General features: G+C 33.4%; 13 protein-coding genes. 5 read left to right on the forward strand and 8 right to left on the reverse strand.

Annotated elements, in window-relative coordinates:
* Positions 1-10: 10 nt before the first annotated feature.
* Both N7277_RS01340 and N7277_RS01345 read right to left on the reverse strand, forming a co-directional pair.
* Positions 11-1096 carry a 2Fe-2S iron-sulfur cluster-binding protein gene (locus N7277_RS01340; protein ID WP_274779987.1) on the reverse strand — a complete coding sequence of 362 codons (1086 nt, stop codon included), beginning with the start codon at positions 1094-1096 and terminating at the stop codon, positions 11-13.
* Positions 1097-1168: 72 nt separating this feature from the next.
* On the reverse strand, positions 1169-1756 hold the full coding sequence (locus tag N7277_RS01345) for a TetR/AcrR family transcriptional regulator (protein WP_274779988.1): 588 nt from the start codon (positions 1754-1756) through the stop codon (positions 1169-1171).
* A 260-nt stretch (positions 1757-2016) separates the two neighbouring features.
* On the opposite strand from N7277_RS01345, the gene clpB reads away from it, so the two are divergent.
* Positions 2017-4623, forward strand: a complete 2607-nt coding sequence (gene clpB, locus N7277_RS01350) for an ATP-dependent chaperone ClpB (protein ID WP_274779989.1) — start codon at positions 2017-2019, stop codon at positions 4621-4623.
* A gap of 357 nt (positions 4624-4980) precedes the next feature.
* Positions 4981-5964: a zinc metalloprotease gene (locus N7277_RS01355; RefSeq protein ID WP_274779990.1), complete on the forward strand. Its 984-nt coding sequence runs from the start codon at positions 4981-4983 to the stop codon at positions 5962-5964.
* A gap of 49 nt (positions 5965-6013) precedes the next feature.
* On the opposite strand, the gene N7277_RS01360 is transcribed toward N7277_RS01355, so the two are convergent.
* The 6 genes from N7277_RS01360 to N7277_RS01385 form a co-directional block, all read right to left on the reverse strand.
* Positions 6014-8137 (reverse strand): T9SS type B sorting domain-containing protein, encoded by a 2124-nt coding sequence (locus N7277_RS01360; RefSeq protein WP_274779991.1) that lies wholly within the window; start codon positions 8135-8137, stop codon positions 6014-6016.
* Between the two features lie 68 nt (positions 8138-8205).
* Entirely contained in the window at positions 8206-8391 is a 186-nt protein-coding gene (locus N7277_RS01365; protein WP_274779992.1) for a hypothetical protein, read from the reverse strand.
* Positions 8392-8519: 128 nt separating this feature from the next.
* The gene (locus tag N7277_RS01370; RefSeq protein ID WP_274779993.1) at positions 8520-8954 is read right to left on the reverse strand and encodes a hypothetical protein; all 435 of its coding nucleotides are present in this window, start codon (positions 8952-8954) and stop codon (positions 8520-8522) included.
* Between the two features lie 35 nt (positions 8955-8989).
* Positions 8990-9871 (reverse strand): SDR family oxidoreductase, encoded by an 882-nt coding sequence (locus tag N7277_RS01375; protein WP_274779994.1) that lies wholly within the window; start codon positions 9869-9871, stop codon positions 8990-8992.
* Between the two features lie 137 nt (positions 9872-10008).
* Complete coding sequence (locus N7277_RS01380) at positions 10009-12936, reverse strand: M16 family metallopeptidase (protein WP_274779995.1); 2928 nt, start codon at positions 12934-12936, stop codon at positions 10009-10011.
* An 81-nt stretch (positions 12937-13017) separates the two neighbouring features.
* Positions 13018-14352, reverse strand: a complete 1335-nt coding sequence (locus N7277_RS01385) for a dihydroorotase (protein WP_274779996.1) — start codon at positions 14350-14352, stop codon at positions 13018-13020.
* Positions 14353-14523: 171 nt separating this feature from the next.
* Between N7277_RS01385 and N7277_RS01390 the strand changes: the two genes are divergently transcribed.
* Genes N7277_RS01390 through N7277_RS01400 form a run of 3 tightly spaced genes read left to right on the forward strand, consistent with a single transcriptional unit; the run spans position 14524 to position 17475 of the window.
* Complete coding sequence (locus tag N7277_RS01390) at positions 14524-15975, forward strand: lipopolysaccharide biosynthesis protein (RefSeq protein ID WP_274779997.1); 1452 nt, start codon at positions 14524-14526, stop codon at positions 15973-15975.
* Positions 15972-16412 carry a dUTP diphosphatase gene (gene dut, locus N7277_RS01395; protein ID WP_274779998.1) on the forward strand — a complete coding sequence of 147 codons (441 nt, stop codon included), beginning with the start codon at positions 15972-15974 and terminating at the stop codon, positions 16410-16412. Before N7277_RS01390 ends, dut begins: the two co-directional genes overlap by 4 nt.
* A 37-nt stretch (positions 16413-16449) precedes the next feature.
* A complete protein-coding gene (locus tag N7277_RS01400) occupies positions 16450-17475 on the forward strand; it encodes a sugar phosphate nucleotidyltransferase (RefSeq protein ID WP_274779999.1) in 1026 nt (341 codons plus the stop codon).
* Positions 17476-17555: the final 80 nt, after the last annotated feature.

Consider the following 17555-nt stretch of genomic DNA (forward strand, 5'->3'; position numbering starts at 1 on the left):
TTAGAATGAATTATACATCATAGTTCAGCATAACAATATTGGTAGTAGGGTGACACTGACAAGTTAATACAAAACCTCTTGCGACTTCGTCTTCGGTAAGCGCAAAGTTTTTTTCCATAAAAACCTCACCTTCCATCACTTGAGCTTTGCAGGTGCAACAAACACCGCCTTTACATGCAAACGGAACTGGTAAGTTTTCTTTCAATGCTTTATCTAAAATACTTTCTTTTTTAGAATTGAGATGAATAGAATACTCATCATCATCTATAATCAGCGTTACAAAACTTTCTAAGTTGGGTATTTTCTTGAATTCCTCGCTCATTTCTGCATTATCTTCATCATCTGGAGCAGAGAAATATTCATATAAAACCTGCAATGCAGGAACTTTTCTTTCTTTTTTCAGAAAATCCGAAGTGGACTTAATCATTTCGGTTGGTCCACAAATGAAAAACGTAGAATCTTCTGGTTTTATTTCGAAATTTTTATCTAAAAGTTGGCCTAGCTTTTCAATAGTGATTCTTCCTTCAAAAAGAGCATCTTCTTGTGGCTCTCTACTCAAAATATACGTAACCTGAAATCTCTCTGGGAATTGCTCTTTCAAGGCATCTAATTCTTCTTTGAGTAAAATATTTTGAGAGTCTTTATTGCCAAAAAACAATAAAACTTTAGCATTTGGCTCTTGAAATAATGCTTCTTTGAGATTAGACAAAACTGGAGAAATACCGCTTCCTGCTGCTATTCCTACATAGTTTTTGTGATTAGACGCGTGATAATTCGTACAGAAGTTTCCCATAGGTTGTTGCACTTCTACCTCATCATTTTCTTTAAGATTTTGATTAAGATAGGTAGAAATAGTACCGTTTTCCATCTGTTTAACTAAAATGGAAAGCGTTTGAGAATTTTCTGAAGGAGCATCTATGATAGAATAGGAACGGCGAAACTCTTCTTCACCAAAATTAAACTTGAGGTTAAGATATTGCCCCTGTTTAAATTTAAATTTATCTTGTATTGTAGAAGGTATTTCGAAGGTAATTTTTACCGCTTCATTTGTAACCTTCTGAATTCTAGCTACTTTTAATGTATAAAAATGGTTCATATCAATTCATTTCTTCGGAAGTAACCCGAGGTCAACAAATATAATATTTTATGCGAAAAATAAAAGATAAATTTATTTTTTCCCAATAGCGCCATAAAGTAGCATACTTGAGAGAAAATGGTAGTGTTTTTTTAAATCAAAATTTTCTTCTGGAATATGCCTATACACATTATTTAAAACACTTAGGGCGAGCTTAGTAGTTAATTCTAATTCATCATCATCTTTTACTCCTAGAGAGGTTAAGTAATTTTTAATTATTTGACCAGAAAAATCTCTGTAAGAAATAATGATTTGAAAATATTTGTTTTGTTCTTTAAAATCTACTTTTAATCTATAAATATTGGTAAAAAAAACATCATAGGATTTTACATTATAGAACATAGCCTCTAAATGATTGGTTACCAATATCCTTATTTTATCTACATATGACAAACCTGGAGTATTAATCTCAGCGTTTTTCTGCATAAGTCTGTTACGTACATCTTCACAAATCCACTCCATTATTTCTTCTTTTGACTTAATGTGAGCATAAAGTGATGCAGCTTTTACATTCATCACTTCTGCAATATCTCTCATTGAGGTATCTGCATAACCTCTTTTGTGGAACAAATCAAGAGCTACATTAAGTATCTCCTGTTGCCTAGGGGTGAGATGTTTCATTTGCGTAGGCGTTTATACAAATATACAATATAAAACTTTTAAAAAAATACGCATTTCATCATAAAATAAATAATTTTTAAAACTATTGATTATTAAACATCAAAACATACTTCAGAAATTCTTTCAATTTCCAATATTAGAAAAATTTCGAAATCAGAAATTTTGTCTCTAATTTTTTTGAAAATTATAGAAATCAGGAAATTTTGACTTGAAAAATACTTTAGAATACATTTTGAAGCATACCAATCAAAACCATTAATATGAACTTAAACCAATATACCACAAAATCACAAGAAGCCATTCAAAAAGCACAACAAATTGCGCTGGATTTTGGCCATCAAAGCATTGAACCACAACATTTATTAGAAGGTATTCTTCAAGTAGATGAAAATATTTCTGCTTTCTTAATGAAAAAATCAGAAGCAGACCTTAATCTTATAAGAGAAAAAAACCGTGAAGCTTTAGAAAAACTTCCAAAAGTAGAAGGTGGAAACATTTATCTTTCTCAATCAGCAAATAAAATTCTATTAGACGCTCCAAATATTGCCAAAAAAATGGGCGATGAATACGTAACCATTGAGCATCTTTGGCTTTCACTTTTAGATGTAAATTCTGAAGTTTCTAAAATTTTGAAAGATTCTGGAGTGACTAAAAACTCATTAGAAACCGCTATCAAAGAATTGAGAAAAGGAAGCAAAGCAACTTCGGCAAGTTCAGAAGAAACCTATCAAAGTTTAAATAAATATGCTAAAAATTTCAACGAGCTCGCCGCAGAAGGAAAACTAGACCCTGTAATTGGTAGAGACGAAGAAATAAGAAGAGTTTTACAAATTTTATCAAGAAGAAACAAAAACAACCCAATTCTGATTGGTGAACCAGGTGTAGGTAAAACCGCTATTGCAGAAGGAATTGCTCACAGAATCATTAGTGGTGATGTTCCTGAAAACCTAATGGATAAAACCATTTATTCACTAGATATGGGCGCATTAATTGCTGGTGCAAAATACAAAGGTGAATTCGAGGAGCGTTTGAAATCTGTAGTGAATGAAGTCATCAAAAGTGATGGACAAATCATTCTCTTCATCGATGAAATTCACACTTTAGTAGGAGCTGGTGGTGGAGAAGGCGCAATGGATGCTGCTAATATTTTAAAACCCGCACTAGCAAGAGGAGAACTCAGAGCAGTGGGCGCAACTACTTTAAACGAATATCAAAAATATTTTGAAAAAGATAAAGCTTTAGAAAGACGTTTCCAAAAAGTAATGGTAGAAGAACCAGACACAGAATCTGCGATTTCTATCTTGAGAGGAATTAAAGATAAGTACGAAGCGCATCATAAAGTAAGAATAAAAGACGAAGCCATTATTGCTGCTGTAGAAATGTCTCAAAGATATATTTCAGACAGATTTTTACCAGATAAAGCCATCGATTTAATAGATGAAGCTTCAGCAAAACTGAGAATGGAAATCAATTCTAAACCTGAAGAATTAGATGTTCTTGACAGAAAATTAATGCAGTTAGAAATAGAACTCGCAGCAATTTCTAGAGAGAAAAATGAATTGAAAATCAATCATCTGAAAGAAGATATTGCAAAAATTCAGGAACAAAGAAACGAAATTCATGCAAAATGGCTTGGCGAAAAACAAAAATCAGAAGATTTAACCGCCATTAAAAAAGAAATAGAATCTCTGAAATTAGAAGCAGAAAGAGCTTCCAGAGTTGGTGATTACGCAAAAGTTGCCGAAATACAATACGGTAAACTCAGAGAAAAAGAGGAAGATTTGAAAAAATTAGAACTCGAAATGCAAAATCATCAGAATGAACTTATCAAAGAAGAGGTAACCGCCGAAAACATTTCAGAAGTCATTGCAAAATGGACTGGGATCCCAGTTACCAAATTACTTCAATCTGAAAGAGAAAAATTACTAAATCTAGAAACCGAACTCCACCACAGAGTAGTAGGTCAAGAAGAAGCTACCACTGCAGTTGCAGATGCCATTAGAAGAAATAGAGCAGGATTAAATGACGAGAAAAAACCTATCGGAAGTTTCCTATTCCTTGGAACCACTGGCGTTGGTAAAACAGAATTGGCAAAAGCTTTGGCAGAATTCCTATTCGACGATGAGAACAACATGACCAGAATAGACATGAGTGAATATCAAGAAAGACACTCAGTTTCTAGATTAGTTGGTGCGCCTCCAGGTTATGTAGGTTATGACGAAGGTGGGCAATTAACCGAAGCCGTAAGAAGAAGACCGTATTCTGTGGTGCTTTTGGACGAAATAGAAAAAGCGCATCCAGATGTTTTCAATACGCTTTTACAAGTTTTAGACGATGGAAGATTAACCGATAATAAAGGACGAGTGGTGAATTTTAAAAATTCTATCATTATTATGACTTCCAACCTTGGTTCGCATATTATTCAGGAACGTTTTGACGCTGCACAGCGCGACAAAGATGACAATATCGATTTTGAAACTTTAGAAGCAACCAAAGAAGAAGTTTTCGGACTATTGAAACAATCTCTTCGTCCTGAATTTTTAAACAGAATAGATGAAGTGGTGCTTTTCCAACCGTTAAGCAAATCAGAAATTGGTAAAATCGTAAATTTCCAATTAAGAGGATTTAATCAAATGCTAGAAAAGAGAAACATCATCTTAACTGCAACCGAAGATGCTTTAAAATATCTAACGAACAAAGGTTATGACCCAGTTTTTGGAGCTAGACCACTGAAGAGAGTTCTTCAACAAGAAGTGCTCAACAGATTGTCTAAAGAAATTCTAGCCGGGAAAATAAATGATGGCGACAGAATTACTCTAGATTATTTCGAAGAGAGCGGGCTGGTTTTTCGACCAGTTGAAATATAACATTCATATTTTTCATATATAACTAACCATTTAAGTTTTTCATAGGAGATCCGTCTGGAATTTTTTCAGGCGGATTTTTCTTTTTTAAAACATTACAAAAATTTTATCTAAAAAATAAATCTTCTGGAATTTTTCCTATCAACATTCCAAAAATAGCTTTGAAAGACAGTCATTTAAATTACATAATTCGTAAAGATTTAAGTTATTTTAACACTCAAAACACAATTATAAAATGATTATAATGAATAAAAATTAAGGATTTTTGAAAAAAAATTTCAAAAAAATATTGTACAATAATTTTCAACTCTATATATTCGCAATTGTGAATTAAACATTTTATTTAAAAATTAATTTTATATGAAGAAATTATTATTCGGAGTTATGGCGCTAGGAATGTTAGCTGCATGTAACACAACTGAGGAAACTGCTAGCTTATCAGAAAGCACAGCTAGAACTGCAACTGCCTCTAGAAAGGCTTGTCCTTCTGAAGAAATCAGAGCAAACTTATTAAAAAGTGATGCTGGCGCAAGAGCTAGATACGCTGCCCTAGAAGCGAAAACTGAAAAATTCATCCAAGCTAAGAAATTAGGAAGAGTATTAGCTGATGGAACTGTAGAAATCCCTGTGGTTGTAAATTTACTTTACAGAACTACTGCAGAAAATTTATCAGACGCTAGAATCGCAGAACAAATTAACGTTCTTAACAAAGATTTTGGAGCAACAAACTCAGACGTTAGTAAAATTCCAGCAGAATTTACTTCAGTAGCTGCAGGTGATACTAAAGTAAGATTCAGACTAGTGAAAACTGTTAGAAAATCTACTAAGACAAGATCATGGAGAACTAATGACGCAATGAAAAAAACTTCATCTGGAGGAATTGACGCTACAGATCCAACACAATATTTCAACATTTGGGTTGTAGGTGATATGGGAAGCATCTTAGGATATGCTACTTTCCCAGAATCTGCTGGTCTATGGAATGATGGTGTTGTATTAGCTGCTCCATACACAGGTGTAACTGGTGCAACCGCTCCTTATAACCTAGGTAGAACTGCAACTCACGAAGTAGGTCACTATTTAAACCTTCGTCATATCTGGGGAGATGCAACTTGTGGAAACGATTTCGTAGCTGACACTCCTACTCAAACTGGTTCTAATGGTGGATCACCAAGCTATCCTTTATACAATACATGTGGTGGTGTACAAAGATCTGTTATGTTCATGAACTATATGGATTATGTATATGACTCTGCTATGTATATGTTCTCTGCAGGCCAAAGAGACAGAATGCAAGCTGTAGTAGCTGCAGGAGGTGTAAGAGCAGGTTTAAGAAATTTATAAAATTCTATACATCAATAAAAAAGCCGAATCTATGATTCGGCTTTTTGTTTTATCTGTTTTTTAGAAGAATCCAACCCGTTCTGGTATAATGACCATCTATTTCCAGTACATACCAATAAGTTCCCGAAGGCAAAAGCCTACCATTATATAATCCATCCCAATTAAATTTAACCAAATTTTCTGCAGTAAAAACCTGAGTCCCATATCTATCAAAAATCTTAAGTTTCACATTTGAGAAAAATTCTATATTAGAAACCTTCCAAACATCATTATAACCATCTTGATTAGGCGTGAAAGCATTTGGAATAAAAAGCACCGCCGAAGTAGCTACTGCCGTACAGCTATTAACCTGAGATTTCACATAAACCTGATAAATACCCGCAGATAAATTTTTAAAGATATTGGAGGTTTGCCAGTTTACATTATCTAATGAATAAAAATATGGTGGATTACCATTTTCTGCTATAATTTCTAGAAAATCCTCGCCACTTTTAACCTGAGTAATTACAGGAGTAACCCCTAGATTTACATTTACCGTTTGAATAGCTACACACCCTTTACTATCTGTAAGTTTTACAGAATATTGCCCAGGACTTGAAACTTGTAAAGTTTGACTTACTATTGGCGGAACCGTTTGCCATTCTGCAATAAAACCAACACCAACATCTAAAACAATATTTTCTCCATCACAAATAGAAGTATCTTTTAAAACAGTGGAAAATGGAGCTTGTAGAATTTTAACTTTTACTTCTGTCCTTTCACTTTCGCAGCCGTTAACCGTTTGTGACACCCAAAAAGAAAAATCTCCAGCAATTGAAGTATTAGGAATTGGAGCGACTGAATCCCCAGTACCTCCTGTTAAACTAGTATACCATTTCAAATCAGTTCCGACTGCTGACAAAGATGCGGCAGTGGAATTTTGACAAAATTCATAGTTTGAAACGATAGGAGCCGATGGATTATCAAGAATATTAACCGAAATTTTCGCTCTTGCACTCTCACAACCATTTACCGTTTGGGTAATCCAAAAATCTTTAGTTCCAACTACAGAAGTATCAATAATAGGAGTATTTATACTTCCTACCCCACCAGTTGCAGAAGTGTACCAAAGTATATTATTTTCTGGAATCGTGAGGGTTGCGGTAGAATTTTTACAAAAACTAAAACTCCTATTGCTTGGTGCACTAGGATAACCATTGATTTTAACAGTAGAAACACCAGACATTACCCTACAAGAAGTCAAATTAATATTTGCAGCCTCGCCTACTATAAATCTGAATTGGTCATTATTCTGATAACTCCCTGCCGGAATGGTAATATTAGGATTACTTGTTGCGCCAGTTAAATTTATCCAAGTATTTCCACCATCAGAACTTTTTTGCCAAATATAATTTACATTTAGAAAAGTATTTGCGCTCATCTGCGCTGTAAGAATAAAATTTTGCGAATTATCACAAACCCCTGTTGTAAATATATTACCTAAAGTAGATGTAATAGAAGTTGATGGACCACAAGGCGAAAAACTTATATCATCTATAGCCAGATCGTTCCCGTTTCCTCCTGGTGAATTATTAATTAAAACTACATCTACTTCAGATGAAGAAGGATCTGATTTAAAATCCGTTGAAAAGTTTTTCCATACTTCTCCATTCTCTTCATTTAAATCTCCTGTAGAAAATGATTTTATAATAGCTCCTGAAGTACTTCTAATTTGAAACGTAACATTAGGTTTTATGATATTCGCTCCTGCTCTATGTATATTTAATATCCATGCAGAAAATAGGTAGGTTTGGTTAGGACATAAATTTGATACTCTTCTTCTATAAAATTCTCCTGGAGTATAATCTGCATTTACCACTAACATATTTCCGTAAGTTCCAGAGGGATCATTGGTATGATCTAATGATTTCTGCCAACCCCATGATAAATATTCAGTAGTATTTGAAATTGTATAACGGCCGTCATTTGGCGGAAATGTAGATGAATAAATGTAATTCGTAAAAGCTGGTGGCACTAATGCTGGAGAAATCGTTTGAAATGAATTATTTACCCTTCCAAAATCTTCAATAAAAATAGGGGCTCCAAAAGAACCTCCACATGTCTGAGAATTTATCCTTCCAAAGAAAACCAAATTTAAAAATAGTAGAAACTTAAAATAATTTTTCCACGACATTATTGCCTTTTTTTGAGACTATAAAATTAGGTATTTAAAATTAAAAATCCCGAAAATAATTTTCGGGATTAATTTATAGTTTTGGTTCCATTTATTAAGAAAGGAAAATCAAATTTAGAATCTGGGTCTGTTGTAAAATAGGTTTCATTCAAATTATTTACCACGAAGTAGAATCCATTATTATTTTTAATTTTACTCTGAGGTAAATGTGGTGCAAAATAAAAAAAGTTCGCTCCTTCATATTTAGTAGTCATTTTAAAATAATAATGACCACTTGATAAATTTAAATTTGGAATTTTAGCTTTTACACTATAAACCTGATGGGCTTCTGCTAGAGAAGTAGAATTGTAAGCAATCCTGTAAACATCTGTAGCCTGAGATTTTAAAAATAAATTAGTAGAAAATCCCCGAAAATCTTACGTGAAGTATTTAACCTTGGATCTCCATCATAAATTTCTAACATAACCGCACTCACAGGGAAAATATCATTTTCCAACCCTTTGAAAAAATAAAATGTAAACTCTTCAATATTCCAAGTTTCATTTCCTGGGACTACGAAATCATCTCCTATATAATGTCTCCTATTTTGAATAGTAGGATGCGTAAATGAATAAAAACCCAAGTTTATATATCCATTTTCAAGTTCACTCAAAGAAAATCCGGTAGGAGCTTGAACTCCAGTAGAGCTTACTTTTCCTGTTACCAAAGAACCATTATCATAGTTTAAAGAAGTTATTTCAGAAGTACTCTGCAAACCATCACTAGAACAACTGATTAAAGAAAATACAATTAAATTGGAAATAATTAGTTTTTTCATGGCATTTTTCCCAAATATAATAAAAATCCTTTATCCTATTTAGACTTTTTTGCTTTTATCATCATTTCCAGCATATCCCACATTTCTTGCGGAATTTGTTCTAGCATATTAAATTCTCCAGCACCTTGCAACCATTCTCCACCATCTATAGTTACTACTTCTCCGTTAATGTACGCTGAATAATCAGAAACCAAATACGCCGCCAAGTTTGCTAATTCTTGATGTTCTCCTACTCTTCTCAATGGCACTTTTTTTCTCATGTCAAATTTTTCGGCTAAATCTCCCGGCAATAATCTTTCCCAGGCTCCTTTTGTAGGGAATGGACCTGGTGCAATTGCGTTAAAACGAATATTATATTTCGCCCACTCTACAGCTAAACTTCTGGTCATCGCTAAAACTCCTGCTTTCGCACAAGCTGAAGGCACTACATAAGCAGAACCCGTCCAAGAATAAGTAGTAACAATATTAAGTACAGTTCCCGGAATTTTATTATCAATCCAATATTTTCCTACAGAAAGTGTACAGTTTTTGGTTCCTTTCAAAACAATATCCAAAATAGAATCAAAAGCAGAATGCGTCAATCTTTCGGTTGGTGAAATAAAATTTCCTGCAGCATTATTGAGCAAAATATCTATTCTACCAAATTCTTTTATCGCAGCTTCTTTCATGGCTTCTACTTCGTCCCAATTTCTTACATCACAAGAAACACAAAGTACTTTTCCGCCAGTTTCTGCTTCTAATTCTGCAGCTGTCCCCTGTAATTTTTCTAAATTTCTAGAAGTGATCACTACTTTGGCTCCCAGTTGTAGAAAATATTTAGTCATGGCTTTTCCCAAACCACTTCCACCACCAGTAACGATGGCTACTTTATCTTTTAATGCGTTCTCCTGAAGCATAGGTTGTGTGTACATATTCATGACAAGTCTTGTTTAAAATTAATTCTTAAAAGTAAGCATTTATAAAATTCCGAGAAAAAAATCTGTTATGTAAAGAAGATAATTCACAAAAAAAGACCGCAAAATTGCGGTCTTTTCTTAAAATATTTTGAAAATTTCTAGTATCCGAAAATTTCTTCTAAAGAAAGTTTTTTTACTTCTCCTAGTTTTTTCATATCATCCATAGAAACTCTTTTTTCAGAAGCTACAATTGCATACGTGTAAGGTTTTCCTGAGAAATAATTCTGGTGGAATTTCTTAACATCTGCCATCGTAATTTTATCTACCGTTTCATACATTTTCTTTCTAATGTCATCACTTAGACCTAAATTTTTAGCGTTTAAATAGTTATAAATGATACCATCTTGAGTAATCCTCTCTGTTTGAATATCTTTTTTCACTTGATTTTTAGCCAATTCTAAATTTTTAGTCAATTCTGGCATTTTGGTTAGCAATTCGTTCATGGCAACCGTAGCATCATTAAATTTATCTGCTTGAGAACCTACATAACCTAATAAATAGTAATCTTGGTCTTTTTTCTGTGGCTGAACATAATATCCGTAAGTACTGTAAGCCAAAGCTTTACTTTCTCTGATAGTTTGGAATACTAAACTTCCCATACCTCCACCGAAATAGTTATTGAAAACATTAACCATCGTAGTTTTTTCTGGATTGTAGGTTTCTGTATTTCTAATCCATCTAGTTTCTGCCTGAACCATATCATAATCTGCAAAAAGCACTTGATTTTTAGCAGGAACTTCTTGTTTGAAAGTTTTTGCTGGAGCTGCTACTGCAAAATTTGCAGGAACTTGATGCAATGTTTTCAACTGAGAAACAAAATTATAAATAGGAGCTGGTCCGTAATAAATTACCGTTTGCTCATAATTATTTAGATTTTTAATTCTGTCTACCAATTCTTGAGCGGTTACAGCATTCAGTTCTTCATTCGTCAAAACATTGTTGAATTTATTTTGAGTACCATAAAGCGCATAACTAGTTAAACCTTGTAAAATAGCACCTTTATTTGCTTTAGCATCTTTTCTAGCTTTATTCAATCTTGCTTTTAGCGCAGCTAAAGCTTTTTCGTCTGCTTTTACATTATTTACCACCTCTTCGTACAATTTCACTGCATTTTCGAAATTTTCTTGTAAACCTTCGATATTTACCGTAGTGTATTCTTCTCCTGTAGAAACATTAAAACTACATGCAATTTTGTAGAATGCTTTTGAGATTTCTTCGGCAGTCATTTTATCAGTCCCTAAAAACTGAATGTATTGAGAAGCTAAACTTTGTTTTTTATCATTCAAAGAACCGATTTTGTAACGGTAGCTTAATCTGAAAATATCATTGTCTTTGTTTGGAACGTAAAGCACTTCTGCTTTTCCTAATTTAGATTTCTGAATATCTTTTTTGTAATCTAAGAAAACTGGTTTTGCAGCAGTTGCAGGCATTTCATCAATCATTTTCACAAATGCTGATTGCTTATCTGGATTGGTTTCTACTGGTGTAATTGATGGTTTTTCAATTTTTACAGTCGCAGGAGATTCTCCTTTTCTTTTAAGAACTGCTACATAATTGTCACCAAAATATTTATTGGCAAAAGCTACGATGTCTTCTTTTTTGATTTTAGACAAATCATTTACATAAGCAACTTGGTCTCTCCAGTCTAATTCTGAAGTGAAAGCATCCATCAAAACGCTAGCTCTATCACCGTATTTTTCGGTTTCATAGATTTTGTTTTTCTTGATGTTATTGATGATAGAAGTGATTAATTGGTCATCAAAATTTCCTTTTTTAAGGTTCTCGATTTCATTTAATACCAAAGCTTTTACATCTTCTAAACTTTGACCAGAAGTTGGTGCAGCAGAAAGATATAAAATTCCGTAATCAATCAATGAATAAGTGAAAGCTGAAGCTCTCAATAATTTTTGTTTTTTAACCAAATTCAGGTCTAATAAACCTGCTCTTCCGTTGGTTAAAATTTGACCAACTAAGTCAGCTAACAAAGCATCTTTATCTTTATTTCCTGGCAATCTGTAACCGATGGTTAAGTTTTCTGCATCTGGGCCTACAATTTCTTTTACAATTGGAGCCGTAATAGCATCTTCTGGCTGGAAGGTGTATTTATCAAATGGTTTTGGTTGCATGTAAGAAAACGCCTTGTCTACTTTTGCAATTACCTCATCTGGATTGAAATCACCAGAAAGAATAATTCCCATGTTATTAGGAACGTAATATTTATTAAAATACTTTCTGATTTCAACTAAAGAAGGGTTTTTAAGGTGTTCTACCGTACCAATGGTTGTTTGTAAACCGTAGTTATGTTTTTTGAAAAGATTAGAGAATAAAGTTTCAGAAACTTTTCTTCCGTCATTATCCAGCGTTCTATTTTTTTCTTCATAAACCGCTTCTAATTCAGTGTGGAAAATTCTAAGTGTAGGATTTCTGAATCTTTCTGCTTGTACTGCTAAATATTTATCTAGAGAAGCACTAGGAACATCATCTGTATAAACCGTTTGTTCAAAACTTGTAAAAGCATTGGTTCCTTGAGCTCCCATTGCAGACATCATTTTGTCATACTCGTTTGCAATTGCATATTTTGCGGCAACTCCAGAAACTGAGTCTATTTTTTTATAGATGGCTTTTCTTTGAACTTCATCTTTAGTAGAATTATATTGCTCGTATAATGCGTCTATTTTTTCTAATTCTACTTTTTCTTTAGACCAATCTAGTGAACCGTATTTATCAGTTCCTTTGAACAACATGTGCTCTAAATAATGTGCCAAACCTGTATTGGTTGCAGGGTCTGTTTTACTTCCTGCTTTAATGGCAACATAGGCTTGAATTCTGGGATCCTTATTCGTAGGACTTAAAATAACAGTTAAACCATTCTTCAAAGTGTAGAAACGCGCTTTCGCTGGGTCATTGGTTACATATTTATAGGTGTAACCGCCACTCGAAGCTTCTTTCCACTGGAACTGGTTTTGGGCAAAAGCAGCCACAGAAACTAAGACTGCAGCAAATGCCAAAGTAAGCTTTCTAATCATATTGAACTCATTTTTTTCTATTAGACGCAAAAAATGTTAAAATGTTTCTTAAACATTCATATTTTTTGAAAAAGAAGAATTTTATCGTTCAAACAACAACCTTTCTCCGTGTTTTTCAGGAGAAACTTTACCATTTTCGAAAGCAAGAAAACCATTGACGAATGTATGTGTAATTTCTGAATGAAAAGTCTCGTTTTCTAGCGGACTCCAACCACATTTTGAAAGAATTTTTTCTTTTGAAACTGTAGATTTTCCTTGAGGATTAATGAGTACCAAATCTGCTTTGTAACCTTCTCTTACATAACCTCTTTTTTCAATTTCGAATAAAATAGCAGGATTATGACACATTTTTTCAACCACTTTTTCTAAAGTAATTTTTCCTTTTTTGAAATATTCAAACATCACCGGCAAAGAATATTGAACCAAAGGTGCTCCAGAAGGACATTTCAAATATTTATTATCTTTCTCTTCCAAAGTATGCGGAGCATGATCGGTTGCAATAATATCAATTCTATCATCTAAAAGCGCTTCCCAAAGTCCGTTTTTATCTTTTTCTGTTTTCACGGCAGGGTTCCACTTGATTAAAGAACCTTTGGTTTCATAATCTTCATTGGTAAAATGAAGATGATGCACACAAACTTCCGCGGTGATTTTTTTGTCTTTTAACGGAATATCATTTCGGAAAAGCTCCATTTCTTTTGCGGTAGAAAGATGATAAATATGCAATCTCGCTCCAGTTTTTTTTGCCAATTCAATTGCCTTTGAACTTGATATATAACAAGCTTCTTCGCTTCTGATGAGATGATGAAATTTCACAGGAATATCTTCTCCGTATTGTTCTTTATAGATCTCTGTATTTCTTCTGATGGTAGCTTCATCTTCACAATGCACACAAATCGGCATTTTTACTTGAGAGAAGATTTCTTCCAAAATTTCGGGATTATCTACCAACATATTCCCTGTAGAAGAGCCTAAAAATAGTTTAACGGCTGCTACATTTTTCGGATTGGTTTTCAGAACTTCTTCTAAATTATCATTGGTTCCGCCCATCGAAAAAGAATAATTGGCGTAAGATTTCTCCGAAGCAATTTTGTATTTTTCTTCTAAAAGCTCTTGCGTTACCGCATTGGGAACGGTGTTCGGTTGTTCTATAAAACTAGTTACTCCACCTGCAATTGCTGCTTTTGATTCGCTTTCTATATCGCCTTTATGCGTTAAACCAGGCTCACGAAAATGCACTTGGTCGTCTATCACCCCTGGAATAAGAAAAGAATTTTCGGCGTCAATAATTTTATCTACATTTTCTTCGGAAATAGTTGATGAAATTTTTGCAATCAAATCATTTTCAATCAATACATCAGATTTAAAAATCTTCCCTTCATTTACGATTTGTGCATTTTTAATTAAAGTTTTCATTTTACTTTTAGATTTATACAAATTTAGTCTAACTTTTGACTAAAGTCAAAATAATTTGGCTTTTTATATTGAGTTTAAGTCTCTAAAAAAGTGATTTAATAAAATTATAAAATCCAGAATATTAAATTTCAAATCTTATCTTTACTTTTGCAATCTAAAAACACTAAAAAATTGTATAAAAAACTATTCGGACAGACTGCCATTTATGGCTTAAGTTCAGTATTAGTAAGGATTTTTCCTTTTCTCATCGCTCCTATTGTTACACGAGCATTTGGGCCAGCTGCATCTTCACCATTTGTAGATTGGTACTCTATTGCTGGAGTTATTACGGTTTTTTTAACACACGGAATGGAAACTTCGTTTTTTCGTTTTGCTCAAGAAGATGATATTGACAAAAAAACCTTAATCTCTACTACTGCACTTAGCATTCTTTCTGTAGGGTTCATTTATTTGATTTTAGGTTATGTTTTCAGACAAGAATTAGCAAACGCTTTTGAAACACCAGACCAAGTAAATTTTTTGGTCATTTTCTTATTCATTTTATCTTTTGATGCGTTTTCTACAATTCCTTCAGCGGTTTTAAGACTCGAAGGAAGACCTATACAATATATGCTTTCTAAAGTAATCGGTTCATTGGTTTACTTTTTTCTAGTGGTATTTTTCATCAAATGGTTGCCTAAATTTCCAGAGGGAATTCTTGGGCTAAAATATAATCCAGAAATTGGGGTAGGTTACGTTTTTATTGCCAATTTGGTTCAGAGTATTGTGACTTTGGCGATTGTGGGCAAAGAGTTTGTTAATTTCAGTATCAAAAAATTTGATTTTCAACTTTGGAAAAGAATTATGAATTATTCTTGGCCAGTAATGATTGCAGGTTTGGCTGGAATTGTAAACCAAACACTTGACAGACAGTTTCTTAAATATTTACTTCCTGATAAAGAAGCACGCCATCAGATTGGAGTTTATGGCGCTGTTTACAAAATAGCCACTTTTATTACGGTTATTAGGCAAGCTTATCAGTTAGGAATTGAGCCTTATTTTTTCAGCAGTTTCAAAGATAAAAACAATCACAAAACTTATGCAGTTTTGATGGACGTTTTCGTAATTTGTAATTGCTTAATTTACATGGGATTGATGGTAAATCTTCAATGGATTTCTGAAAAATACTTGAGAAATCCACTTTACTACGAAGGCATAGAAATAATTCCGATGGTGATGTTAGGTGCTTTATTTTTAGGGATTTATCTTAACCTTTCTATTTGGTACAAACTTTCAGACCAAACTAGAGTGGGTTTATATATTTCTATCATCGGAGCAGCAATTACAGTGCTCATTAACGTTCTTTTTATTCCAGAATATGGATATTGGGCAAGTGCAACTGCTGCATTAGTAACCTTCACGAGTATGATGGTAATTTCTTACATTTGGGGAAGAATAAAATATCCTATTCCTTATAACACAGGTAAAGTTATATTATACTTATTTATTTCGGTTTCTCTTTCTATGATTTCGTTTTATTATTTTAGAACCAATTATATTGTAGGGAACTTATTTTTAGCATTATTCATAGGTTTTGTAGCCTTTAAGGAACAAGCCATTATCAAAAGAATTTTAAAAAGATGACCATAAAAGTAATCAACAAATCAAAACACGCTTTACCAAAATACCAAACTGCACTTTCTGCAGGAATGGATTTATATGCTAACATTTCTGAACCCATAACGCTGAAATCTTTAGAGAGAAAATTAATCAGCACAGGTTTATTCATTTCATTGCCAGAAGGTTACGAAGCACAAGTAAGACCTAGAAGTGGTCTTGCTCTAAAAAACGGAATCACCGTTCTGAATACTCCAGGAACAATAGACGCTGATTATCGTGGAGAAATTGGAGTAATTTTAGTAAATTTATCGGCCGAAGAATTTACCATAAATGATGGCGACAGAATTGCTCAGATGGTTATTGCCAAACATGAAACCGCAACTTGGGAAGAGGTAGACACCTTAGAAGAAACAGAACGCGGAGAAGGAGGTTTTGGCAGTTCAGGAGTGGCTAAAAAATAACAGTTAAAAACACTAATACATTAAAACCATATAAACTATGAAAATTATAGTTCCAATGGCAGGACGTGGCTCTAGATTAAGACCACACACCCTTACAGTTCCTAAACCATTAATTCCTATTGCAGGAAAACCAATTGTACAAAGATTAGTAGAAGATATAGCAAAAGTAGCTGGCGAAAAAATAGATGAAATAGCATTTATCATAGGAGATTTCGGGCCAGAAGTTGAACAATCTTTAATAGAAATTGCAGAAAAACTAGGAGCAAAAGGAAGCGTTTATACGCAAGACGAACCTCTAGGAACAGCTCACGCTATAAAATGTGCAGAACAATCAATGCAAGGAGACGTGGTAGTAGCATTTGCTGATACCCTTTTCCGTGCTGATTTTAAATTAGACACCAATTCTGATGGAGTGATTTGGGTAAAAAAAGTAGCCGATCCTTCTGCTTTTGGTGTTGTGAAATTAGACGATTATGGTTTCATCACTGATTTTGTAGAAAAACCACAAACTTTCGTTTCAGATTTAGCCATTATTGGAATTTATTATTTCAAATCTGCAGAAAAACTGATGGAAGAAATTAATTATATCATGAGTAATGATATAAAAGTAGGTGGTGAATATCAATTGACTACCGCTCTAGAAAATCTTCGTCAAAAAGGAGCTAAATTCTCTCTAGGAAAAGTAGATGATTGGATGGATTGCGGCAATAAAAATGCAACCGTAGAAACCAATGGTAAAATCCTTCAATACGAAAAAGAAGAATTTGCAAATTCCCCAGCATCAGCAGAAATAGAAAACAGTCTTATTATTCCTCCATGTTTTATCGGGGAAAATGTAAAAATTAAAAATTCTAAAATCGGGCCTTATGTTTCTTTAGGAAACGGAACTTGCGTAGAGAATTCTAATATCGAAAATTCTTTGATACAAGAAAAAACAGTGATTAATCATGGTAATTTAAGCAACTCTATGATTGGTAGTAACGCACAGTATTTTGGCGTTTCTAGAGAAATTTCCTTAGGAGATTATTCGGTGCTAGATTTCTTATCAAAAGTAAATGATTAATCTACTATAAATCAAATAAATAACCAAACCACACAAAACATTTTGTGTGGTTTGGCGTTAAAATTGTAATGTTCTTCCAC

Origin of the sequence: Cloacibacterium sp. TD35, from assembly GCF_028864635.1 — a bacterium.
Taxonomy (GTDB): Bacteria; Bacteroidota; Bacteroidia; order Flavobacteriales; family Weeksellaceae; genus Cloacibacterium.

Coding starts and splice junctions, on each gene's coding strand:
- N7277_RS01375 (WP_274779994.1), bottom strand. CDS start 9,871: ATGAATATGTACACACAACCTATGCTTCAGGAGAACGCATTAAAAGAT.
- N7277_RS01385 (WP_274779996.1), bottom strand. CDS start 14,352: ATGAAAACTTTAATTAAAAATGCACAAATCGTAAATGAAGGGAAGATT.
- N7277_RS01365 (WP_274779992.1), bottom strand. CDS start 8,391: ATGACTACTAAATATGAAGGAGCGAACTTTTTTTATTTTGCACCACAT.
- N7277_RS01355 (WP_274779990.1), top strand. CDS start 4,981: ATGAAGAAATTATTATTCGGAGTTATGGCGCTAGGAATGTTAGCTGCA.
- N7277_RS01360 (WP_274779991.1), bottom strand. CDS start 8,137: ATGTCGTGGAAAAATTATTTTAAGTTTCTACTATTTTTAAATTTGGTT.
- N7277_RS01340 (WP_274779987.1), bottom strand. CDS start 1,096: ATGAACCATTTTTATACATTAAAAGTAGCTAGAATTCAGAAGGTTACA.
- N7277_RS01400 (WP_274779999.1), top strand. CDS start 16,450: ATGAAAATTATAGTTCCAATGGCAGGACGTGGCTCTAGATTAAGACCA.
- clpB (WP_274779989.1), top strand. CDS start 2,017: ATGAACTTAAACCAATATACCACAAAATCACAAGAAGCCATTCAAAAA.
- dut (WP_274779998.1), top strand. CDS start 15,972: ATGACCATAAAAGTAATCAACAAATCAAAACACGCTTTACCAAAATAC.
- N7277_RS01380 (WP_274779995.1), bottom strand. CDS start 12,936: ATGATTAGAAAGCTTACTTTGGCATTTGCTGCAGTCTTAGTTTCTGTG.
- N7277_RS01370 (WP_274779993.1), bottom strand. CDS start 8,954: ATGAAAAAACTAATTATTTCCAATTTAATTGTATTTTCTTTAATCAGT.
- N7277_RS01345 (WP_274779988.1), bottom strand. CDS start 1,756: ATGAAACATCTCACCCCTAGGCAACAGGAGATACTTAATGTAGCTCTT.